Annotated in this window: 20 protein-coding genes, 1 tRNA gene and 1 pseudogene; 11 read left to right on the top strand and 11 right to left on the bottom strand. The window is 77.0% G+C overall.

The window, feature by feature from the left end; translation table 11 throughout:
* Positions 1 to 231: 231 nt before the first annotated feature.
* The 6 genes from Q0789_RS13155 to Q0789_RS13130 form a co-directional block, all read right to left on the bottom strand.
* A complete protein-coding gene (locus tag Q0789_RS13155; protein WP_298805935.1) occupies positions 232 to 1,671 on the bottom strand; it encodes a carboxyl transferase domain-containing protein in 1,440 nt (479 codons plus the stop codon).
* A complete protein-coding gene (locus tag Q0789_RS13150; protein WP_298805933.1) occupies positions 1,668 to 2,960 on the bottom strand; it encodes a beta-ketoacyl-ACP synthase II in 1,293 nt (430 codons plus the stop codon). Before Q0789_RS13150 ends, Q0789_RS13155 begins: the two co-directional genes overlap by 4 nt.
* A gap of 160 nt (positions 2,961 to 3,120) precedes the next feature.
* Positions 3,121 to 3,369 carry an acyl carrier protein gene (locus tag Q0789_RS13145; RefSeq protein WP_123378484.1) on the bottom strand — a complete coding sequence of 83 codons (249 nt, stop codon included), beginning with the start codon at positions 3,367 to 3,369 and terminating at the stop codon, positions 3,121 to 3,123.
* A gap of 139 nt (positions 3,370 to 3,508) precedes the next feature.
* Positions 3,509 to 4,471, bottom strand: a complete 963-nt coding sequence (locus Q0789_RS13140) for a beta-ketoacyl-ACP synthase III (protein WP_366917739.1) — start codon at positions 4,469 to 4,471, stop codon at positions 3,509 to 3,511.
* A 59-nt stretch (positions 4,472 to 4,530) separates the two neighbouring features.
* On the bottom strand, positions 4,531 to 5,718 hold the full coding sequence (locus Q0789_RS13135) for an acyltransferase domain-containing protein (protein WP_298805923.1): 1,188 nt from the start codon (positions 5,716 to 5,718) through the stop codon (positions 4,531 to 4,533).
* Between the two features lie 208 nt (positions 5,719 to 5,926).
* Entirely contained in the window at positions 5,927 to 7,267 is a 1,341-nt protein-coding gene (locus Q0789_RS13130; protein ID WP_298805921.1) for a CdaR family transcriptional regulator, read from the bottom strand.
* A 144-nt stretch (positions 7,268 to 7,411) separates the two neighbouring features.
* Between Q0789_RS13130 and Q0789_RS13125 the strand changes: the two genes are divergently transcribed.
* On the top strand, positions 7,412 to 8,086 hold the full coding sequence (locus Q0789_RS13125) for a hypothetical protein (protein WP_298805919.1): 675 nt from the start codon (positions 7,412 to 7,414) through the stop codon (positions 8,084 to 8,086).
* Between the two features lie 265 nt (positions 8,087 to 8,351).
* Here the strand turns inward: Q0789_RS13125 and aceE are convergent, their stop codons facing one another.
* Entirely contained in the window at positions 8,352 to 11,090 is a 2,739-nt protein-coding gene (gene aceE, locus Q0789_RS13120; protein WP_298805917.1) for a pyruvate dehydrogenase (acetyl-transferring), homodimeric type, read from the bottom strand.
* A 256-nt stretch (positions 11,091 to 11,346) separates the two neighbouring features.
* On the opposite strand from aceE, the gene Q0789_RS13115 reads away from it, so the two are divergent.
* A complete protein-coding gene (locus Q0789_RS13115) occupies positions 11,347 to 11,769 on the top strand; it encodes a YjbQ family protein (RefSeq protein WP_298805915.1) in 423 nt (140 codons plus the stop codon).
* Positions 11,770 to 11,972: 203 nt separating this feature from the next.
* Here Q0789_RS13115 and fdhD read toward each other — a convergent pair whose 3' ends face one another.
* Positions 11,973 to 12,785 (bottom strand): formate dehydrogenase accessory sulfurtransferase FdhD, encoded by an 813-nt coding sequence (gene fdhD, locus Q0789_RS13110; protein WP_363326148.1) that lies wholly within the window; start codon positions 12,783 to 12,785, stop codon positions 11,973 to 11,975.
* 274 nt (positions 12,786 to 13,059) lie between these two features.
* Between fdhD and Q0789_RS13105 the strand changes: the two genes are divergently transcribed.
* The 3 genes from Q0789_RS13105 (at position 13,060) to Q0789_RS13095 (ending at position 14,224) form a co-directional block, all read left to right on the top strand.
* Entirely contained in the window at positions 13,060 to 13,485 is a 426-nt protein-coding gene (locus Q0789_RS13105; protein ID WP_171204551.1) for a DUF3052 domain-containing protein, read from the top strand.
* Entirely contained in the window at positions 13,443 to 13,994 is a 552-nt protein-coding gene (locus Q0789_RS13100; RefSeq protein WP_298806008.1) for a redoxin domain-containing protein, read from the top strand. The genes Q0789_RS13105 and Q0789_RS13100 overlap by 43 nt, the downstream gene beginning before the upstream one ends.
* Positions 13,995 to 14,151: 157 nt before the next feature.
* Positions 14,152 to 14,224 (top strand) — tRNA-Val (locus Q0789_RS13095).
* 30 nt (positions 14,225 to 14,254) lie between these two features.
* Here Q0789_RS13095 and Q0789_RS13090 read toward each other — a convergent pair.
* From Q0789_RS13090 to Q0789_RS13080, 3 genes are read right to left on the bottom strand one after another with little or no spacing between them, the layout of a single operon-like run.
* Positions 14,255 to 15,133, bottom strand: a complete 879-nt coding sequence (locus tag Q0789_RS13090; protein ID WP_298805911.1) for a hypothetical protein — start codon at positions 15,131 to 15,133, stop codon at positions 14,255 to 14,257.
* Positions 15,130 to 15,864 carry a response regulator transcription factor gene (locus Q0789_RS13085; protein WP_298805909.1) on the bottom strand — a complete coding sequence of 245 codons (735 nt, stop codon included), beginning with the start codon at positions 15,862 to 15,864 and terminating at the stop codon, positions 15,130 to 15,132. The genes Q0789_RS13090 and Q0789_RS13085 overlap by 4 nt, the downstream gene beginning before the upstream one ends.
* Entirely contained in the window at positions 15,852 to 17,207 is a 1,356-nt protein-coding gene (locus tag Q0789_RS13080) for a histidine kinase (RefSeq protein WP_298805906.1), read from the bottom strand. Before Q0789_RS13080 ends, Q0789_RS13085 begins: the two co-directional genes overlap by 13 nt.
* 331 nt (positions 17,208 to 17,538) lie before the next feature.
* Here Q0789_RS13080 and Q0789_RS13075 point away from each other — a divergent pair, with 331 nt between their 5' ends.
* The 6 genes and pseudogenes from Q0789_RS13075 to Q0789_RS16755 all read left to right on the top strand — a co-directional run bounded on the left by Q0789_RS13075 (position 17,539) and on the right by Q0789_RS16755 (position 21,928).
* Positions 17,539 to 18,333 (top strand): SDR family oxidoreductase, encoded by a 795-nt coding sequence (locus Q0789_RS13075; protein ID WP_298805905.1) that lies wholly within the window; start codon positions 17,539 to 17,541, stop codon positions 18,331 to 18,333.
* Between the two features lie 153 nt (positions 18,334 to 18,486).
* Complete coding sequence (locus Q0789_RS13070; RefSeq protein WP_298806006.1) at positions 18,487 to 19,665, top strand: Nif3-like dinuclear metal center hexameric protein; 1,179 nt, start codon at positions 18,487 to 18,489, stop codon at positions 19,663 to 19,665.
* A 105-nt stretch (positions 19,666 to 19,770) separates the two neighbouring features.
* Positions 19,771 to 20,217, top strand: a complete 447-nt coding sequence (locus Q0789_RS13065; protein WP_298805904.1) for a PPOX class F420-dependent oxidoreductase — start codon at positions 19,771 to 19,773, stop codon at positions 20,215 to 20,217.
* 35 nt (positions 20,218 to 20,252) lie between these two features.
* Positions 20,253 to 21,071 (top strand): C4-type zinc ribbon domain-containing protein, encoded by an 819-nt coding sequence (locus tag Q0789_RS13060; protein WP_298805902.1) that lies wholly within the window; start codon positions 20,253 to 20,255, stop codon positions 21,069 to 21,071.
* Positions 21,068 to 21,502, top strand: a pseudogene (locus Q0789_RS16760) (reverse transcriptase-like protein); the annotation flags it as partial. The gene Q0789_RS13060 and the pseudogene Q0789_RS16760, both read left to right, overlap by 4 nt.
* 18 nt (positions 21,503 to 21,520) lie before the next feature.
* Entirely contained in the window at positions 21,521 to 21,928 is a 408-nt protein-coding gene (locus Q0789_RS16755) for a DUF1737 domain-containing protein (RefSeq protein WP_363326147.1), read from the top strand.
* Positions 21,929 to 21,998: the final 70 nt, after the last annotated feature.

Here is a 21,998-nt window from a genome sequence, read left to right as displayed (position 1 = left end):
GGCGGAGAGGTCGACGGCGTCGCGTGCCGGGCTCTCCTCGGCGGAGGAAGGCCACGAAGTCCCGTTCCGGGCTCCTCCTGGACGGAACAAGGCTACGAAGTCCCCTCCAGGGCGCCTCGTCGGCGGAAGAAGGCTACGAAGTCCGATCCCGGGGGCGTCCTCGGCGGCCGACGACGAAGGGGCGCCCCTCGGGGCGCCCCTTCGTCGTGCGGTACGGGTGGTACGGGCGGGTCAGAGCGGGATGTTGCCGTGCCCCCCGCGCCGCTGCGGCGCGGCGGCGATGGCGCCCGCGAGGGCCGTGCGGGTGGCCACCGGCTCGACGACCTCGTCGACGACGCCGATCTCGACCGCGCGCGCGAGACCGCCCGAGAGCTGCTCGTGCTCGGCGGCCAGCTCGGCCTCCACCTCCGCCTTCGCGTCGGCGGGCACCTCGGCGAGCCGGCGGCGGTGCAGGATCCGCACGGCGGCGACGGCGCCCATGACGGCGACCTCCGACGTCGGCCACGCGAAGACCCGCGTCGCGCCGAGCGACTTGGAGTTCATGGCGATGTAGGCCCCGCCGTAGGTCTTGCGCGTCACGAGGGTCACGCGCGGCACGACGGACTCGGCGAAGGCGTGCAGCAGCTTGGCGCCGCGGCGCACGACGCCGTCCCACTCCTGGCCGACGCCGGGCAGGTACCCCGGCACGTCGACGACGACGACGAGGGGCACGCCGAGGGAGTCGCACAGCCGCACGAAGCGGGCCGCCTTCTCCGCCGAGGAGGAGTCGAGGCAGCCGCCCAGGCGCAGCGGGTTGTTGGCGACGACGCCGACCGTCCGCCCGCCCATGCGCCCCAGCGTCGTCACGACGTTGGGCGCCCAGCGGGGGTGCAGCTCGAGGGAGCCGTCGTCCTCGCCGTGCCCGGCGGGGGAGTCGAGGAGGTCGTCGACGAGCGGGTGGACGTCGTACGCGCGCTTGACGTTGTCCGGCAGGTGCGCCGACAGGTCGCGCTCGCCGACGGAGGCGACGTCCATCGACCCCTGGGCGCCGAGCAGGTGCACCAGCTTGCGCGCCTGCGCGTAGGCGCCGTGCTGGGACTCGGCGACGACGTGCACGACGCCCGAGCGGCGCCCGTGGGGCTCCGGCCCGCCGAGGCGGGCGGCGTCGACGTCCTCGCCGGTGACGGACCGCACGACGTCGGGGCCGGTGACGAAGACGCGGCCCTCGGGCGCCAGCACGACGACGTCGGTCAGCGCGGGGCCGTAGGCGGCGCCGCCGGCGGCCGGGCCCACGACGACGGAGATCTGCGGCACGACGCCGGAGGCGCGGGTCATGACGGCGAACACGGCGCCGAAGGCGTCGAGCGACACGACGCCCTCCCGCAGCCGCGCGCCGCCGGAGTGCCAGACGCCGACGACCGGCACCCCGTCGGCCAGCGCTCGCTCGTAGGCGGTGAGGATGACGCGGCTGCCGGCGGAGCCCATGGCCCCGCCCTGCACCCGGGCGTCGCAGGCGAAGGCGACGGCGGGGGCGCCGTCGACCGTGCCCGTGGCGGCGAGCATGCCCGAGTCGTCGGCGGGCGTGATGGCCTCGACGCTGCCCTCGTCGAAGAGGAGACGCAGCCGGTGCAGCGGGTCCTTCGGGTCGACCTCGGCGGCGGCCGACGCCTCGGGCGCCGCGACGGCGCTCACGCCGCACCGCCGCGGGGGCCGGTGAGCGCGAGGGCGGCGTTGTGGCCGCCGAAGCCGAAGGCGTTGTCGAGGGCGACGACGTCGGGGCCGTTCGGGATCTTCCGCGGCTCGTCGAGGACGACGTCGAGGTCGATCTGCGGGTCGAGCTCGGTGACGTTGATCGTCGGCGGGGCGAGGCCGTCCTCGAGCGCCTTGAGGCAGAAGATCGCCTCGAGGGACCCGGCGCCGCCGAGGAGGTGGCCGGTCATCGACTTCGTGGCCGACACCGCCACGGCGTCGGTGGCGCCGCCCAGGGCCGCGCGCAGGGCGACGGCCTCGGCGACGTCGCCGACCGGGGTCGACGTCGCGTGCGCGTTGACGTGGACGACGTCGCTCGGCTGCGCCCCCGCCTGCTGGAGGGCGAGGCGCATGGCGCGCGTGGCGCCGAGGCCCTCGGGGTCCGGGGCGGCGATGTGGTGGGCGTCGGAGGTGATGCCGGCGCCGGCGACGGTGCCGAGCACGCGGGCGCCGCGGGCGGCGGCGTGCGCCTCGGACTCGAGGACGACGACCCCGGCGCCCTCGGCGAGGACGAAGCCGTCGCGCGTGACGTCGTAGGGGCGCGAGGCGGTCTCGGGGGTGTCGTTGCGCAGGGACAGCGCGTGCATGGACGCGAACGCGGCGATGGGCAGCGCGAGGATCGCGGCCTCGGTGCCGCCCGCGATGACGACGTCGGCGCGGCCCGTGCGGATCATCTCCGCGGCGTAGGCGATGGCCTCCGCGCCGGAGGCGCACGCCGAGGCGGGGCTGTGGGCGCCCGCCTGCGCGCCGAACTCGATGGCGAGGGCGCCGGCGGCGCCGTTGGGCATGAGCATCGGCACGGTGAGGGGCAGCACGCGCCGGGGGCCGCGCTCGCGCAGGACGTCGTAGGCGCCGATGAGCGTCGTCACGCCGCCGATGCCCGTGGCGACGACGACGCCGAGGCGCTCGCCCTCCACCTCGGGGGCGCCCGCCTGCGCCCAGGCCTCGCGGCCGGCGATGAGGGCGTACTGCGCCGAGGGGTCCAGGCGCTTGGACTCGTGCCGCGGGAGGACGTCGGTCGCCGGGACGGCCAGCGTGCCGCCGAAGGTCACCGGCAGGCCGAGCTCCTCGACGAAGGGCATCGTCAGCGGTCGGGCGCCGGAGCGGCCGGCCAGGGCCGCCTCCCAGGTGCTCGGCACGTCACCGCCGAGCGGGGTGGTGGCGCCCATCCCCGTCACGACGACGGCGCCGCTCGTGCCCGCGGCTGCGCTGCGGGGCGTCTGCTCGGACATGGGACGTCCTCCTGGTCCGGTGACCCGGGTCGTGGGTGGGGAGGTGCGGGGGGCGAGCGGGCCGGGCGGCGGTGCGCCGGCGTGCTCGGGGCGCGCGGTGGCGCCGGTGCTCACCGCACCGCCCCGGGCGGTGCCGGGGCGGTGCGGCGCGGCGGGCGTCTCAGCCCTGGGCCTGCTGGATGTAGGCGACGACGTCGCGCACCGTGCGCAGGTTCTTGCTGTCCTCGTCCGGGATCGTCACGCCGAACTTCTCCTCGGCGTGCACGACGATCGAGGTCATCGACAGCGAGTCGATGTCGAGGTCGTCCGTGAAGGACTTGTCCATCTCGACCGACTCCTTGGGCAGGCCGGTCTCCTCGTTGACGAGCTCGGCGATGCCGTCGAGGATCTCGTTCTCGCTCTGGGCCATGGGTGCGTGCTCCTCGTCTCTGGCGCGCCGGGTGCGCGCCGTCGGGGTCGTGCTGGTCGGCAGGTGGTGCTGGTCTGCGTGGTGCTGGTCTGCGGGTGGTGCGGTGGTGCGACCCGCCGGGGCGGGGGGACGGTGGCCGCTAGGGCAGGACGACGACCTGGGCGGCGTAGGACAGCCCGGCGCCGAAGCCGATGAGCAGCGCGAGGCCGCCGGAGGGCGCCTGGCCCTCGGCGAGCATCCGGTGCATGGCGAGGGGCACCGAGGCCGCCGAGGTGTTGCCGGTCGTGCGGATGTCACGGGCGATCGCCACGTGCTCCGGCAGCCCGACCTGGCTGGCCAGCTTGTCGATGATCCGCATGTTGGCCTGGTGGGGGATGAAGGCGGCGAGGTCGCCGGCCGTGATCCCGGCCGCGTCGATGGCCTGCTGCGCCAGGGGCGCCATGGCGAAGACCGCCCAGCGGAAGACCTTCTGGCCCTCCTGCTGCAGGGCCGGCCACGCCACGGCCTCCGCGACGGCGTCGCGGTGCTCGAGCCACGAGGTGCGGTTGCGGATGACGTCCCACTGCGAGCCGTCGGAGCCCCACACCGTCGGGCCGATGCCGGGCGTGCCCGACGGGCCGACGACGACGGCGCCCGCGCCGTCGGCGAAGAGGAACGCCGTCGAGCGGTCGCTGAGGTCGGTGAAGTCGGACAGCTTGTCGACGCCGACGACGAGCACGTGCTCCGACGTCCCCCCGCGCACGAGGTCGGCGGCCTGCGCGACGGCGTGGCAGAAGGCGGCGCACCCGGCCGAGACGTCCCACGCCGCAGCGGGTGTCGCGCCGAGCCGGTCCGCGACCTGCGTGGCGGCGGCGGGGGTCTGGTAGGGGTGCGACACCGTGGCGACGATGACGGCGCCGACCCGCGAGGGCTCGACGCCGGCCGCGGCCAGGGCCTCGGCGCCGGCGTGCACGGCCATGTCGACGACGGAGGTGCCCGCGTCGGCCCAGCCGCGCGCCTCGATGCCGGTGCGCTGGCGGATCCACTCGTCGGTCGAGTCGATGTGCTGGCACACCTCCTCGTTGGTGACGACGCGCTCGGGCCGCCAGGCGCCGACGCCCATGATCCGGGCGTGCTCGGGCCCGCGGCGCGTGCGCAGCACCGGCGCCGTCGTCGGGGCGCTCACGCGGCGCCGCCGGCGGGGTGCAGGCGCACGAGCGGCTGGCCGGGGGAGACCGGGTCGCCGTCCTCGACGAGCCACTCGACGACGCTGCCGCCGTGCGGCGCGCTGGCGTCGACGCCGTCGCGCAGGCCCTCCACGCGGGCGACGACGGCGCCGGCCTCGACCCGGGCGCCCTCCTCGCGGGGGCCCTGCACCCGGACGACGCCCTTGGCCGGGGCGACGACGAGCCGCCACGTGGGGGTCGTCGTCACGGTGCTGCGCTCGCCGTGGCGGGCGACGAACTCCCGGGCGGCGTCGAGCTGGTCGGGCGTCTTCAGCGCGAAGGTCTCGACGCCGGGCAGCGCGCGCTTGGCGAGGTTCGCCAGCGTGCCCGCGGGCGGGACCTCGAGGACGCCGGTGACGCCGAGGTCGGCGAAGGTCTCCATGCACCGGTCCCAGCGCACGGGCCGCGCGACCTGCGCGACGAGGCGGGAGAGCACCTCGCGCCCGTCGTGGACGACGGTGCCGTCGGCGTTGGAGGCCAGCAGCACGCGCGGGTCGTGCGTGGTGATCGCGCGGGCGAGGCGCTCGAGCACCGGCACGGCGGGCGCCATGTGCTCGGTGTGGAAGGCGCCGGCGACCTGGAGGGGGATGACGCGGGCCCGGGCCGGCGCGTCCCCGCGCAGGGCCTCGAGCTGCTCGCGCGTGCCGGCGGCCACGACCTGGCCGGCGCCGTTGGCGTTGGCGGCGACGAGCCCGTGGCGCTCGAGCACCGCGGCGACCTCCTCGGGGTCGCCGCCGACGACCGCGCTCATGCCCGTGGGCGCCTGCGCGCTCGCGTCGGCCATGGCCCGGCCGCGCTCGCGCACGAGCACCATGGCCTGCTCGGCCGACAGGACGCCGGACGCGGCGGCCGCGGTGATCTCCCCGACGCTGTGGCCGGCCCCGGCGCCGATGACGGTGAAGGCGTCGGCCGGCTGGGGGAAGAGGGCCAGCAGCGAGACGAGCCCGCTGGCGACGATGAGCGGCTGGGCGACGGCCGTGTCACGGATGGTCTCCGCGTCGGACGTGGTGCCGTGGGCCTCGAGGTCGAGCCCGGCCACGACGGAGAGCCAGTGCAGCCGGTCGGCGAAGCCGGGGACCTCCAGCCACGGGGTGAGGAAGCCGGGCGTCTGGGACCCCTGGCCGGGGCACGCGATGACGAGCACGCGTCGACTCTGGTGCGCGCGCGGGCGGCCGGGCGGTGCGGACGCCGACAGCGCCCGGGCGGCGACTTTGGAGCATTCCTACAACGGGCGGTGGCCAGCGGGTGGACGGGGTGTGACGGTGCGTCGACGGGCGGCTCCGCGCCGTGGCGAGCTGGGGCGGAGTGACGCGTGGGGCGCCTGCGACGCCGTCCGTCGTCGGCGTCCGGGGTCAGCTCGCGGCGTCGCCCGGCGGCGTCGGGCCCTCGGCGGTCTCGACCCCGGCGCCGGTCGGCCGCGGGGCCGCCGGGCCGTCGGCGAGGGCGCCGACGACGAGCGCCACCTGCAGCACGAGCGCGTCGCGCGGGGAGGTGGCGTCCCATCCCGTCGCGTCCGCGGCCTTGCGCAGCCGGTACCGGACGGTGTTGGGGTGGACGAAGAGCAGCCGGGCCGTGGCCTCCAGGGAGCGGCCCTGCTCGAGGTAGGTGGTGACGGTCTGCGCCAGGGCGCCGCCGGCGGCGACCAGCGGCCGGTACACGGCGTCGAGGAGCGCGCGCCGGGCGCGCACGTCGCCGGAGAGCACGCGCTCGGGCCACAGCTCGTCGGCGAGCACGGGGCGGGGCGCGGACGGCCAGGCGCGCGCCGAGGCCAGGCCCGACAGGGCGGCGCGGGTCGAGGCGCCCGCCGCGGCCAGGTCCGGCACCGCGGGGCCGACGACGACGGGGCCGGGCCCGAAGAGGCGGGCGAGGGCGGTGGTCGCGGCTCGCAGGTCCACGCGCCCGGCGGCGGTGCTCCGGGCCGCCGCGGAGCCGTCCTCCGGCGCGCCCCGGTCCGGACCCCGCCGCGGGCGGGAGGACAGGCCGAGCAGGACGACGAGGCGCTCGCCCTGGAGGCCGACGAGGGCGTCGTCCGCGGACGCGCGCGCCGCCCGCCGGAGCCGGGCGATGACGTCCTCCGGCGACCCGGCCGGCGCCGAGCCGACGACGACCGTGACGACGGCGGGGCGCCCCCACCCGAGCGCCGACAGCCGGGACCGGACGCCGTCGTCGACGTCGCCGCGCACGACGGCGTCGACGACGAGCGCCTCGAGGCGGGCGTCCCAGGCGCCCCGGGCCTCGGCGGCGCCGGCGTAGAGCCGCGCGGCCGCGAAGGCCACCTCGCGCGAGTAGCGCAGCACCGCCTCGCGCAGGTGCTGCTCGCGCCCGGGGGCGGCCACCTCGTCCACGTGGTCCTCGACGACGTCGACGGCGGCCCGCACGAGCTCGAGGGTCTGCGCCAGCGTGACGGCGCGGGTGAGCTCGCGGGGGGCGCTGCCGAAGACGTCCGCGGTGACGGCGAGCGGCGCCTCGGGGTCGGAGTACCAGGCGGTGAAGGCGCCGATCCCCGCCTGCGCCACGAGCCCGACCCAGGAGCGGTCCTCGGCGGACATCGAGCCGTACCAGGGCAGCACCTCGTCGAGGTGCCGCAGGGCCGCCGTCGACAGGAGGCCGGTGGCCGCGCGCAGGCGGGCGACGTCGTCGGCCGAGGGCTCGGCGCGCCGCGCGCGGCGGCGCTCGGGCGCTCCCTCGGTCACGGCCGCCGATCGTACGAGGCCCCGCGGAGGTCTCGGGAGGGCGCGGCGGCGTGCCGCGGGAGCGGCTGAGGGCTAGGGTCGAAGCCGTCCGGAGGTCCGGCGCACAGCTCGACGCGCGGTCCGCCACACCGACGGAAGGACCGCATGAGCCTGCTCGACAAGCTCCGCCGCCGTGTCGCGGGCAGCACCCCGTCGCGCCTCACGCCGGCGAGCAAGCGCGCCGACCCCACGGCCAAGCGGTCCGGTGGCCACGGGCACTCGGACGACCGTCGCGAGGACGCGCTGCGCGCGCGCCTGCACGACGACCCGAACGACGAGAGCGCCTTCACCGAGCTCGCGGGCATCGTCCGGCGGCGCGCGGCCGAGGGGCACACCGAGGACGACCCGCGCCGCGCCGAGGACGACGCCGTCTGGGCGCTCGCCGAGGAGATGGCCGGCAGCAGCCGCGCCTGGTACCCGCTGCTCGAGCTGGGCCGCCTCTCGATCCACGACGACCGCGAGGGCGCGATGCGCCGGCTGTCGACGGCGGCCGAGCGCGACCCGTCCGGCGGCGCCCTCGCCAGCGCGCTGGCGATCCTGCGCGAGGAGGGCCTGCCGGGCGACGCCCTGGGCCTCGGCGTCGGTCACTGGCGCCCCCGCGAGCACCGCATCGACGCCGGCAGCCAGCTCGTCCACGCGGCGGTCGAGGCCGGGCGCGTCGGCGAGGCCCGCCGCCACCTCGAGGCCCTCTCGGCGCACCCCGACTCCGCCCGCGTCGAGGTCGTCCGGGCCGAGCTCGAGCGCGTCATCGCCGGCGCGGAGGACCAGCGTCCCCACTGACGCCGCAGCGTCCGGCACGGACGAGAGGCCGCCACCCCACGGGGTGGCGGCCTCTCGTGCGTCCGGCGACGGAGCGACGCCGCACGGGTGCGAGGGCGAGTCGTCGCCGGTTCGCCCTGGAAAGGCCGCGTGAGGGCGAGTCGTCGCCCCTTCGCCCTGGACGGGCCCGCACGGGGGCGAGTCGTCGCCGGTTCGCCCCACCTGTGCACGACGACGGGCCCGCCACCCGAGGAGGGTGGCGGGCCCGTCGTCGGCGGTCAGCGGGTCAGGCGTCGCCGCCCGCGGTGCCGGAGGTGCCGGCGCTGGCGTCGTCGAGCTTCCACGCCCGGTACGCCTTCGCCGGCGCGTCCTTCGGCACCTCGCCCTGCGCGGCCAGGCGCACGAGCGCCTGGTAGGCCATCGACGGCCCGTCGATGCGGAAGTGGCGACGCGTCGCCGCCCGGGTGTCCGACAGGCCGAAGCCGTCGGCGCCCAGGACGGTGTAGTCGGCGGGGACCCAGGGGCGGATCTGCTCCTGCACCGAGCGCATGTAGTCGCTCACCGCGACCACCGGCCCGCGCCGCCCGGCGAGCTTCTGCGTGACGAAGGGGGTGGGGGCCTCCTCGTCCGTCCCGGGCCGCTCGAACGCCCAGGCGTCGCAGGCGAGCCCGTCGCGGCGCAGCTCGCCCCACGAGGTCACCGACCACACGTCGGCGTCGACCCCGAAGTCGGAGCCCAGCAGCTCCTGCGCCTCGAGCGCCCACGGCACCCCGACGCCCGACGCGAGCAGCTGCACGCGCGGCCGGTCGCCCTCGTGCCCGGGAGACAGGAGGTGCATGCCGCGGACGATCCCCTCGGCGTCGACGCCCTCGGGCTCGGCCGGCTGCACCATCGGCTCGTTGTAGACGGTGATGTAGTACATGACGTTCGGGTCGACGTCGTGCCCCGCGGCGTCCGTGCCCTTCGGGCCCTCGCCGTACATGCGCTCGAGGCCGACCCGGACGATGTGGCCGATCTCGTAGCCGTAGGCGGGGTCGTAGGAGACGACGGCCGGGTTGGTGGACGCCAGCAGCGGCGAGTGGCCGTCCGCGTGCTGCAGCCCCTCGCCGGTGAGCGTCGTCCGACCCGCCGTCGCGCCGAGGAGGAAGCCGCGCGCCATCTGGTCGCCCGCGGCCCACAGGCTGTCGCCCGTGCGCTGGAAGCCGAACATCGAGTAGAAGACGTAGACCGGGACGAGGGCCTCGCCGTGCGTGGCGTAGGCGGTGCCGGCAGCCGTGAAGGCGCCGACGGAACCGGCCTCGTTGATGCCCGCGTGGACGATCTGCCCGGACTCGGACTCCTTGTACGCGAGCATCAGCTCGCGGTCCACCGACTGGTACTTCTGCCCGTTGGGGTTGTAGATCTTCGCCGTCGGGAAGAACGAGTCCATGCCGAAGGTGCGGGCCTCGTCCGGGATGATGGGCACGACGCGCCGGCCGAGCTCCTTGTCCCGCATGAGGTCCTTGAGCAGGCGGACGAAGGCCATGGTCGTGGCGATCGTCTGCTTGCCCGAGCCCCGCTTGACCACCTTGTAGGCGTCGTCGCCGGGCAGCTCGAGCTTCGTGTGCGGCGTCGTCCGCCGCGCCGGGAGCGGCCCGCCGAGCTTCTGGCGCCGCTCGCGCAGGTACTGGATCTCCTCGGCGTCCTCGCCCGGGTGGTAGTACGGCGGGCGGTAGAGGTCCTCCTCCAGCGCCTTGTCGGAGATGGGGATGCGCAGGCTGTCGCGGAAGAGCTTGAGGTCCTCCATCGTCAGCTTCTTCATCTGGTGGGTCGCGTTGCGGCCCTCGAAGTGCGAGCCGAGGCCGTAGCCCTTGACCGTCTTGGCGAGGATCACGGTCGGCTGGCCGGTGTGCTCGGTGGCCGCCTTGTAGGCCGCGTACACCTTGCGGTAGTCGTGGCCGCCGCGCTTGAGGCCCCACAGCTGGTCGTCGCTGTAGCCCTCGACGAGCTTGCGGGTGCGCGGGTCCTGGCCGAAGAAGTGCTCGCGGACGTAGGCGCCCGACTCGGCCTTGAAGGTCTGGTAGTCCCCGTCGAGCGTCTGGTTCATGACGTTGACGAGGGCGCCGTCGCGGTCGGCCGCCAGCAGCGGGTCCCACTCGCGACCCCACAGCACCTTGATGACGTTCCAGCCGGCGCCGCGGAAGAAGGACTCGAGCTCCTGGACGATCTTGCCGTTGCCGCGCACCGGCCCGTCGAGGCGCTGGAGGTTGCAGTTGACGACGAAGGTGAGATTGTCGAGGCCCTCGTTGGCGGCCACCTGCAGCAGGCCGCGGCTCTCGGGCTCGTCCATCTCGCCGTCGCCCAGGAAGGCCCAGACGTGGCTCGAGGAGACGTCCTTGATGCCGCGCGCGGTGAGGTACTTGTTCGACTGCGCCTGGTAGATGGCGTTCATCGGGCCGAGGCCCATGGACACCGTGGGGAACTCCCAGAAGTCCTTCATGAGCCGCGGGTGCGGGTAGCTCGGCAGGCCGCGGCCCTTCGCCGTCAGCTCCTGCCGGAAGCCGTCCATGTCGGTCTCGGACAGCCGGCCCTCGAGGAAGGCGCGGGCGTAGACGCCGGGGGAGGCGTGGCCCTGGATGTAGACCTGGTCGGGCGTCCCGCCGTCGTGGCCCTTGAAGAAGTGGTTGAAGCCGACCTCGTACAGCGTGGCCGAGGAGGCGTAGCTGGAGATGTGCCCGCCGACGGAGATCTCGGGGCGCTGCGCGCGGTGCACCTGGATGGCGGCGTTCCACCGCAGCCAGGCGCGGTAGCGGCGCTCGACCTCCTCGTCACCCGGGAACCACGGCTCCTGCTCGGGGCCGATGGTGTTGACGTATTCGCTCGTCACGGGCGTCGGCACCCCGACGCCGCGCTCGCGGGCGCGCTGCAGCATCGACAGCATGAGGTAGCGGGCCCGCGTGCGACCCCGCTCGTCCACCGCCCCGTCGAGGGAGTCCAGCCACTCCTGGGTCTCCTCCGGGTCGATGTCCGGCACCTGGGAGGGCATGCCGCTCCGGGTGGGACCGGCGTCGTCGCGTCCTGCCACTGAAGCATCTCCGTCTCGTCCGCCGGCGCTCGCGGCACCAGCACGTCGACCGCGGCCCGCTCGGCCGCACACCGCGGTGCTGGGGTCGCCCGCGGCGGCTCCATCCTCGCGCGCCGCGGGCGGCCGCGTCACATCAGGTGCGCACCGGGACGTCGCGGGGTGGGGACGGCGGTCGAGCGGGCGTGCGGACGGGGCCCGGCTGCGCTCTCATCGACGGGTGGAGACGACGACGCTGGCGGTGCGCACGGGCGGCGACGAGCGCGTGGTGGACCTCACCGCGCGGGTCGAGGAGGCCCTCGACGACTGGGGAGCGGCGGAGGGCCTGCTGTCGGTCTTCGTGCCGCACGCGACCGCCGGCGTCGCGGTGCTCGAGACGGGCGCGGGCTCCGACGAGGACCTGCTGCGGGCCCTGCGCGACGTCCTGCCGCCGGAGGGCCCGCAGGGGCAGGGGTGGCGCCACGCGCACGGCTCGCCCGGGCACGGGCGCGACCACGTGCTGCCGGCGCTCGTGAGCCCCTCGCTCGTCCTGCCCGTGCTCGACGGCCGGCCGGCGCTCGGCACCTGGCAGAGCGTGTGCCTCGTCGACACCAACCGCGACAACGCCGACCGGACCGTCCGGCTGTCCTTCGTCCGCGGCTGAGCCACATGGCTCGCGCCTGAGGACTTCGCAGCCTTCTTCCCTCCTGGGGGCGCCCGATGGCGAACTTCGTAGCCTTCTTCCGTCGTGGAAGCGCCCAGTGGCGGACTTCGTAGCCTTCTTCCGTCGTGAAGGGCACCAGCGGCGGACTTCGTAGCCTTCTCCCGCTCGCGAGAGGGGGAAGGCGCCGCCGATGCGCGGTGTCCTCAGGCGCCGGTGCGGACGCGCTGCGCGCCGGTGTAGACGTTGAGCGTCGGGGGCCTCACGAACCCGGCGAGCGTCATGCCCGCCTCGCGGGCCAGCTGCACGGCGAGCGACGACGGCGCCGAGACGGCGGCCAGCACCGGCACCCCGGCCATCCAGGCCTTCTGCGCGAGCTCGAAGGACGCCCGGCCGCTGACGACGAGCACGTGGCCGCGCAGGGGCCAGCCGATGTCGCGGGCGGCTCGCCCGAGGACCTTGTCGACGGCGTTGTGCCGCCCGACGTCCTCGCGCACGACGAGCAGCTCGCCGTCGGCCGTCGCGAGCCCGGCGGCGTGCAGGCCGCCGGTCCGGTCGAAGACGCGCTGGGCCTCCCGCAGCCGGTCGGGCAGCGCGGCGAGCACGCGGGCGTCCACGACGACGTCGTCGCGGAAGAGGTTCGCCCCGGTGCGGGCGCGCACGGCGTCCACGCTCGCGGAGCCGCAGACCCCGCAGGCCGACGTCATGCCGAAGGTCCGACGGCCCTCGAGGTCGGGCGCGGGGACGCCGTCGGCGAGGGCCAGCTCGAGCGACCCGACGACGGGACGACCGTCCGCGTCGAGGTCGACGCACGCGGTGGTGCGCGCGACGGCCGCCGGTCCGGGCAGCAGCCCCTCCGTGAGCAGGAAGCCGAGGGCGAGGTCGTCGTCGTCACCGGGCGTGCGCATCGTCACGACGACCGGCGCCCCCGCGACGCGGACCTCGAGCGGCTCCTCGACGGCGACGACGTCGGGGCGCTCCTGCGCGGCGGGGCCCTCGCCGTCGACCCGCACGCGCAGGACCTCGACGCCGCCCGCGCCCGCGGGGGCGTCGCCGCCCGCCCGCCCCGGTCCGCGCCGCCCTGCTGCCACGCCCCGACCCTAGGCCGCGGCCGGTCGGCTACCCGCCGCCGGGCGAACGCCGCGGAGCGCGACCGACGCGCCGCGCCGCGACGCGCCCGGGCGGGGCGCGAACCGGCGCCGCGCGGGACCGCCGCGGGGGGCGTGCACTACGGTCGGCGGACGCGAGAGCGGGCACGTGACCACGGACGACGACGGAGAAGAGGACACGACGGTGGGTGCGACCGCGGACCCCGCGGCGAGTGGCGGAGCCGCCAAGCGGCTGTCCATCACGCCGGGGCAGGTGGTGCAGGAGCTCGGGTACGACTCGGACGTCGACCACGACCTGCGCGACGACGTCGAGGACGTCACCGGCGCCGAGATGCTGGACGAGGAGGCCGTCGAGGCGGTCGACGTCGTCCTTCTGTGGTGGCGCGAGGACGACGGCGACCTCGTGGACGCCCTCGTCGACTCGCTGACCTCGCTCGGCGACAACGGCGTGGTGTGGCTGCTGAGCCCCAAGAGCGGCCGTCCCGGCCACGTCGAGCCGGCCGACATCGACGACGCCGCGCCCACCGCGGGCCTGCACGCGACGTCGACCATCGCCGTGACGAGCGACTGGTCCGGCACGCGGCTCGTGGCGCGCGGGCGCAAGGGCTGACGACGCCGCTCGCGGCCCGGCTGCGGCGCCCGCGGGCCCGCGTCGGGTCCCGCGCGCCGCGCCCCACCCGGCACACGGCCTCGGACGGCTCGCACGTCCTCCTGGGCGGCTCCCTGCCGCCGGGCGCCCGGGGCCGGCTCGTCGTCTTCCTGCCCTTCGCGGCCTCGCCCGTCTGCACGGGCGAGGCCCGGGCGCTGCGCGACCGCGCCGACGAGCTCGCGGCGGCGGGCCTGGACGTCGTCGCCGTGACGTGCGACGCCGTCCCCGCGCTCGCCGCCTGGGCCCGGGCGGAGGGGCTCGGCTTCCCGCTCCTGTCGGACTTCTGGCCCCACGGCGCGGCCGCGCGGGCCCACGGGGCGCTCGACCGGGCGACCGGGGCGCCGCGGCGCACCAGCGTCCTCGTCGGCGCCGACGGGCGGGTGGCGTGGCGCGACGAGGCCCCGCCCGGGCGGGCGCGCTCCCTCGACGCCGCGCTGGCCGCGGCGCGCCGGCTCCCCGCGTCCTGGTAGAGCCGGCTCTCCCGGACGGCGCTCCCCGGGCGGTCCGCGTGAGCCGGTCCGCGCCGTCCGGTCCTCGGGAGGCCGGTCCTCGGGAGGTCCGTCCACCGCAGCCGTCCGGCGGGGGCACCATGGCCCCGGCCGGCCCGCCCCCGCGGGCGCCGGCCCCGGGCCCGTAGCTCAGCTGGTAGAGCGCCGCGCTTACACCGCGGACGTCGTCGGTTCGACCCCGGCCGGGCCCACCCGCGCGTCCTCCGTGCGCTGGCCCGGCGTCAGCCGGCCTCGCGCAGCACGACGCCGCCGGCGGTGACCGCCACGTCGACCCGGCGCGGCGCCGTGGGCGAGTCCCGCAGCAGGCTGTCCAGGCCGCCGCCGGTGACCGTCGAGCGCACGTCGTAGTCCTCGGGCGGCAGCGCCAGGTCGAGGGTCCCCGCGCTGACGTCGACGTCCACGGCCTCCGGGGCGTCCCCGGTGAGCGCCGCGGTGACCTGGCCGGCCGTCAGCGAGAGCACCGCCGTCCGCGCCCCGTCGACCTCCAGGTCCGCCGTCCCGCCCGTCACGTCGAGCGCGAGGGCGGTGGCGGAGCCCGCGAGGTCAAGGGCCCCGCCGGTGAGCTCGGCGTCGACGTCGCCGAAGGCGCCGGAGGCGCGCAGCTCCCCGCCCGAGAGCTCGAGGTCGGCGTCCAGGGCGCCGTCGGCGACGTCCTCGGGGAGCACGAGCACCGCGCGGCCGCCGTCGTCACGCGACCAGCCCGCGGCCCATCCTCCGGGCCAGCCCTCGGCGCCCGGCGACGCGACGCGCAGCACGTCGCCGTCGCGCTCGAGGCGCCACCGGCCCCGGCTGTCGCGCACGTCGAGGCGGGCCTGGTCGACGTCGCCCGTGACGACCTCGAGGCGGGCGCCGACGACGTCGGCCTCGAGGGAGGCCACGCCGCCGGAGGTCGCGGTGAGGAGGTCGTCGCCGCGCAGGGCGGTGGAGACGACCGAGCCCGCCCCGTCGACGGCGGTGCCGGCGAGGAGGAGCCCGCCGAGGACGACGGCGACGGTCGAGACGGCGCGGGCCCCGGGGCGGGCGCCGCCCGGTCCGGGAGGCGGCGCGTCGGCGGGGTCCCGCCGGTCGTCGCGGGGGAGCGGGGTGGTGGGCGTGCTCATCGCGGGGCTCCTGCCTGCGGGGGAGCCGGGCGCCGCCCGGCCTGAGGGGTGAGGGTCTGGTCGGGGAGGGCCCGGTCGGTGGAGGCGTGGTGGGAGAGGTGCACGAGCGCCGCGAGCACCCGCCGGTTGCCGTGCTCGTCGCGCTCGAGGCCGAGCTTGGTGAAGATCGCGGTGATGTTCTTCTCCACGCTGGCCTCGGAGAGGACGAGCAGGGCGGCGATGGCCTGGTTCGAGCGGCCCTCGGCGATGAGCGCGAGCACGGTGCGCTCGCGGTCGGTGAGCGCGGCGAGCCGCTCGTCCCGGGCCCGCCGCGCGAGCAGCTGGGCCACCACCTCGGGGTCGAGCACGGTCGCGCCGCCGCGGATGCGGTCGAGGGCGTCGAGGAAGTCGGCGACGTCGACGACGCGGTCCTTGAGCAGGTAGCCCAGCGCACCGCCCTGGCCGCCGAAGAGCTCGCCGGCGTAGCGCTCCTCGACGTACTGGGACAGCACGAGCACCGGCAGCCCGGGCCGCTCGGCCCGCAGCGCGACGGCGGCGCGCACGCCCTCGTCGGTCCACGTCGGGGGCAGCCGGACGTCGAGGACGCACAGCTCGGGCGCGCTCGCGTCGACCGCCGCCCCGAGGCCCTCGGCGTCGGCCAGGGCCGCGACGACCTCGTGCCCGGCGTCCTCCAGCAGGCGGACGAGGCCCTCGCGCAGGAGGACGGAGTCCTCGCAGATCAGGACGCGCACGGCACCGACACCTCCAGCGCGGTCGGGCCGCCGCGGGGGCTGTCGAGGCGGCAGGTGCCACCCGCGGCGGCGACGCGGTGCCCCACGCCGTCCAGCCCGCCGCCGGGCAGCACGGCGGCGCCGCCGACGCCGTCGTCCTCCACGCGGGCCCACAGGAGGCCGCCGTCGCGGTGGCGGACGACGACCCGGCACCGGGAGGCGCGCGCGTGCTTGGCGGCGTTGGTGAGGGCCTCGCTGACGGCGAAGTAGACGGCGGCCTCCGCCGTGCGGCCGCAGCGGCCGTCCACCCGGACGTCGAGGTCGACCGGCACGACCGACCGCGCGACGACGGCGGACAGGGCCGCGTCGAGGCCCCGGTCGTCGAGCACGGAGGCGTGCACGCCGCGGGCGAGCTGGCGCAGCTCGGTGATGGCGGCCTTGGTGCTCGTCCGGGCCTCCGCCACGAGGGCCCGGGCGGCGTCGGCGTCCGGCTCCGGCCCGGCGAGCTTCTGCTCGGCGAGGCCGAGGGTCATCCCGACGGAGACGAGGCGCGGCTGCACCCCGTCGTGGAGGTCGCGCTCGATGCGGGTCCGCTCGACCTCCGCGGCGCGGACGGCGCCGGCGCGCCGGGTGTCCGACGCCCGGGCCTGCTCGACGAGCTGCGCCTCGCGGGAGGAGCGCAGGAGCGCGCGGGTGACGACGCCGTGCAGGAGCGCCAGGCCGACGGCGCCCGCGAGCGCCAGCAGGAGGCCGCCCGCGCCGACGAGCGGGGCCCAGGCCACCGGCACGTCGACGCCCGGGAGCCCGACGACGTCGTCCCGCGCGTAGAGCGGGGCGAACGCGAGGGCGGCGGCGCTCGCCCCGGCGCCGGCGAGAGGCAGCAGCACCAGGCCGAGGACGCTGGCGAGGGCGGCGCTGGCGACGGCGCGCCAGGCGGTGGCGTCGACGGCCTGGCGCCCCCCGGCCGCGAGGACGCCGCCGAGGCCGGGGCGCGGGCGCCGGTGCAGCGGCGGCAGGACCAGCCCCAGCCCGTACAACCCGTCGACGCGGGCCGTCTCGACGCGCGCGAGGGCGAGGACGCCGTAGGGGAGGGCCAGCAGGAGCAGCGCGCCCAGCCCGAGGAGGGGCAGCAGCCCCACGCCCACGCCGACCCAGGTGACGAGGACGACGAGGGCGACGGGCCCGACGACGGCCATGACGGCGAGGTGCGCGAGCGCGGCACCGGTGCGCCCGGCGGTCGCGGCCCACGGGCGGGCGCGGCCGGCCGTCCCGGGGCGGGCGGGGCCCCCGGGCGGGCCGGACGGCGGCGGCGCGGAGCTGTCCGGGGCGGCCGGGTCGCGGCCCGGGGCGGTGGTCGTGGTCATGCCGAGGACGGTAGGAGCGCGGCGGGGCCCCGGTCTGCCGAGCCAGCCGGAGACGTGGGGTCGGGAAAACCGGAAGGTGGGCGGCACTACGTCGTCGGACCGCCGCCCTCCGGCCGCCTCCTCACCGGGCCCCCCGGCGAGCCGTGGCCGCGCTCCTCCTGGCGGGCGCCCCCGGCGGCGGGCGCCTAGCGTCGAGGCGCAGCCGGGCCGGCCCTGCACCCGCCGCCCGCGCCCCGCCCAGCGGGCACGACCGGCGCCGCGCACGCGGGCCCGTCGTCGCCCACCCTTCACCGCGCGAGCCCGGCGCGGCACCCGCCCACCAGGAGGACCCATGGACCTGTCCCTGTCCGGCAAGACCGCCCTCGTCACCGGCGCCGACTCCGGCATCGGCTGGCACACCGCCCGCATGCTCCTCGAGGAGGGCGTGCGCGTGGCGGTGAGCGACCTCGACGCCGACTCGCTCGCGGAGTCGGCCGGTCGTCTGCCCGGGGAGGTCACGACCGTCGCGGCGGACCTCACGTCGCTCGAGGACGTCGCGCGCCTCAAGAGCGAGGTCGAGGCCGGGCTCGGCGGTGCGCCCGACATCATCGTGGCGGCCGCGGGGATCACCGGCGCCCAGGGGATGTTCCACGAGATCGACGACGAGGGCTGGACGAAGACCCTCGAGACCGACCTCATGTCGCAGGTGCGCACCGTCAAGGCCTTCATCGACGGCATGCGCCCCAAGGGTTGGGGCCGCATCGTCCTGCTGACGAGCGAGGACGCCTTCCAGCCGTACGCCGACGAGATCCCCTACTGCGCCGCGAAGGCGGGCTCGCTCGCGCTCATGAAGGGCCTGTCGAAGACCTACGCCTCGGAGGGGATCCTCGTGAACTCCGTCGCGCCGGCCTTCATCGCGACCCCGATGACCGACGCGATGATGAGCAAGCGCGCCGACCAGCTCGGCACCGACGTCGACGAGGCGATCTCGAGCTTCCTGTCCGAGGAGCGGCCGGGGATGCAGCTGGGGCGCCGCGGGGAGCCCGAGGAGGTGGCCTCGGCCATCGTCTTCCTCTGCTCGGAGCGGGCCAGCTTCATCAACGGCGCGACGCTGCGCGTGGACTCCGGCTCGGTGCAGACGATCTGAGGACGCCCGTCGCGGGAGGCCGGGCGCGCGTCGGCCCGGCCTCTCTCGCCCGTCCCGTCGCCCGCCGCCACTCGGTCACAGGACGGTCACGGCATCACCCGGCAGAGTGAGTTGAGGTGACTCTGCGTCGTCGGCGGCTACGGTGGCGGGGTGATGGGAACGGACGGCGACGGCGTCGCGCTCGCGGACCTGCTCGCCGTCCTGGAGCGCCGGTACCCGGCGGCCACGGCCGAGGAGTGGGACGCCGTCGGCCTGGTGTGCGGGGACCCGACCCAGCGCGTGCGCCGCGTGCTCCTGGCGGTCGACCCGGTCGCCGAGGTGGTCGACGAGGCCGTCGAGCTCGGGGTGGACCTGCTGCTGGTCCACCACCCCCTGCTGCTGCGGCCGGTCCGCTCGGTGCGGGCCGACGAGCCGAAGGGCGCTGTGGTGCACCGGCTCGTGCGCGCCGGCATCGCGCTGCACGTCCTGCACACCAACGCCGACTCGGCGCGGCCCGGCGTCTCCGACGCCCTCGCCCGCAGCATCGGGCTCGACGACCTGCAGCCGCTGTCCGCCGCGCCCGCCGACCCCCTCGACAAGCACGTCGTCTTCGCGCCGCGGGAGGACGCCGAGCGCCTCGTCGACGCGATGGCGGCCGCCGGCGCCGGGGAGATCGGCGAGTACGCCCGCTGCGCCTTCACGGGCGAGGGCGTGCAGACCTTCACACCGGGTGAGCGGGCCCGCCCGGCGGTGGGGACCCCCGGGCAGCGCCACACCGGCCCGGAGGCGCGCGTCGAGATGGTCGCGCCCCGTGCGCTGCGCTCCCGCGTCCTCGCCGCCGTGCGCGCGGTGCACCCCTACGAGGAGCCGGCGGTCGACGTCCTCGAGCTGGCGGCCTGGTCCTCCCCGCGCGGCCTCGGCCGCGTGGGCGTCCTCGAGCGGCCGATCACCCTCGAGGCGCTCGCGGGCGTCGTCGCCCAGGCCTTGCCCTTCACCCACCACGGCGTGCGCATCGCGGGCGACCTGTCCGCACCCGTGCACCGGGTGGCCGTGTGCGGCGGCAGCGGGGACAGCCTGCTCGACGCGGTCCGCGCGAGCGGAGCCGACGCCTACGTCACGGCGGACCTGCGCCACCACCCCGCCTCGGAGCTGCGCGAGCGCGCCCGGGGCGGAGCACCGCACCTGCTCGACGTCTCCCACTGGGCCAGCGAGTGGCCCTGGCTGCAGGGGGCCGGGGACCGCCTGCGCGCCGACCTCGCGGAGGTCGGCGGCGCGGTCGAGGTGACGATCAGCACGCGGCGCACCGACCCGTGGACCTCCCGCATCGCGAGCCCCGGCGGCCCCGTCCGCTGAGGCCCGCGTCCCGGGGCCCTCGTGCGGGGCGCCGCCGCGCCGAGGGTCGACCGGCGAGGTCGGGAGGCTCTGTCCCCGGTCGGCGCCAGCCGCTAGCGTCCGCGGATGGACGCCGCCGCCCGCGACCGGCTGCTCGACCAGCTGGGCCGTGAGGCCTACGTCAGCCTCGCCACGCGCCGCCGCGACGGCACCGAGCGGGCGACGCCCGTGTGGGTCGTGCGCGACGGCGACGTCCTGCTCGTGACGACCGGTGCGACGACGGCGAAGGTGCGGCGCGCCCGCCGCGACCCGGCCGCGACGCTCACGCCGTGCGACGCGCGCGGACGGGTCCGGCCCGGGGCGCCGACGACGCCTGTCGTCGTCGAGGTCACCGACGCGCCGGCGGTGGTGGCGCGCGTGGACCAGCTGCTGCGGCGCAAGCACCCCGTGGGCCACCGCGCCCTCGCCGTCGCCCACGCCGCCGCGCGCCTGCGGTCGCGGCTCCCGGGCGGCGGCGGCGGTGGCCTGGCGGACGAGCAGGTCGTGCTGCGCCTGCGGCTGCGCGACGCCTGAGGTCCGCGCACGGGGCCGCGGCCGACGGCGGTAGCGTGACGGAACCGCACCACCCCGGCGCCCCGCCCTCCGGCGCGGCGGCGCCGCCGACCGGGAGGACAGGTCCGCTGACCACCACCGCGCCCGCCCGCGACCAGCTCCGGCTGCTCGACGTCCAGGCCCTCGACACCCGGCTGTCGCAGCTGGCCCACCGCCGCCGCACGCTCCCCGAGCGCGCCGCCCTGGCCGAGCGCGAGCAGCGCGCCGCCGGGCTGCGCGACGACGTCGTCCGCGCCCGCACGGCGGCGTCCGACGTCGAGCGCGAGGTCGCCCGCGCCGAGAAGGACGTCGACCTCGTGCGCCAGCGCGCCGCGCGCAACCAGCAGCGCCTCGACTCGGGTGCCGTCAGCGCGAAGGACGCCGCCGCCCTGGTCTCCGAGCTGGAGTCGCTGGCCCGCCGGCAGTCCGACCTCGAGGAGCTCGAGCTCGAGGTGATGGAGCGCCAGGAGGTGGCGCAGACGTCGCTCGTCGGGCTCGAGCAGCTCCTGGCGGAGGTCGACGCCGAGGCCGAGCAGGCTCGCGAGGCGCTGCGGACGGCGGTGACGGAGATCGACCGCGACGTCGAGTCGGTGCGCGCCGACCGTGAGCGCGTGGCCGGCGGGGTCAGCGACGAGCTGCTCGCCCTCTACGAGGAGTCCCGGCGCGAGCACGGCGGCATGGGCGCGGCGCCCCTGCGCGCCCGCCGCTGCGAGGGCTGCCGCATGGAGCAGAACACGGTGGCCATCGGTCGCCTGCGCTCGGCGCCGGAGGACGCGGTGCTGCGCTGCGAGGAGTGCGACCGCATCCTCGTCCGCACGCCGGAGTCGGGGCTGTGAGCGGGCGCCGGCTCGTCGTCGAGGCCGACGGCGGCTCGCGCGGCAACCCCGGGCCTGCCGGGTACGGCGCGCTGGTCAAGGACGGCGGCCCGTCGGGACCCGTGCTCGCCGAGGTCGCCGAGGCCATCGGGCGGGCCACGAACAACGTCGCCGAGTACGGCGGGCTCCTCGCCGGCCTGAGGGCGGCGCGGGAGATCGACCCGGGCGCCAGCGTGCTCGTGCGGATGGACTCCAAGCTCGTCGTCGAGCAGATGTCGGGGCGCTGGAAGGTCAAGCACGCCGACATGCAGCGCCTGTGGCAGGAGGCGCGGGAGGTGTGGCCGCGCGACCAGGTGCGCTACGAGTGGATCCCGCGCGCGCAGAACAGCCACGCCGACCGCCTCGCCAACGAGGCGATGGACGCCGCCGCGGCGGGCCGGACCTGGGCGCCCAAGCGCGTCGCCACCGGGGTGGCGGCGGGGCAGCCGACGTCGGACCGGCCGGACCCCTCGGGTGACGACGGCGACCTCCTGCTCGACCTGTCCGGCACCGCCGACGACGCCCCGCCCGCCCGCGCGGTGGACGACGTCGTCGCCGAGCACGAGGACCCGCAGGAGCTGCGGGCCGCCGACCTCGAGGAGGACGTCCTGAGCGCGACGACGACCACCAGCCCCGCCGCCGAGGGCGACGCGGGCGCGACGCCCGCGCGGCGCAAGTCCTACAAGCTGCTCACCGGCCCGGACACCCCCGCCTTCTGCCAGAAGGTCTCCGACCACCTCGACGACGGCTACGTGCTGCACGGCCCGCCGGTCATCACCGTCGTGGGCGGCGAGCTGCACTGCGCCCAGGCGGTCCTGCTGCCGGAGGACCAGCGATGAGTTGCCCTGTGTCAAGCCGCCGTGTGGTGGGGCTGGTTGAGGAGGCGTTGCAGGGCTCGGTGCTGGGTGG

It is taken from the genome of uncultured Pseudokineococcus sp. (assembly GCF_947499845.1).
Taxonomy (GTDB): Bacteria; Actinomycetota; Actinomycetes; order Actinomycetales; family Quadrisphaeraceae; genus Pseudokineococcus.
Note: the sequence above shows the minus strand (reverse complement) of the source record. Positions and strands in the feature narration are given on the sequence as shown.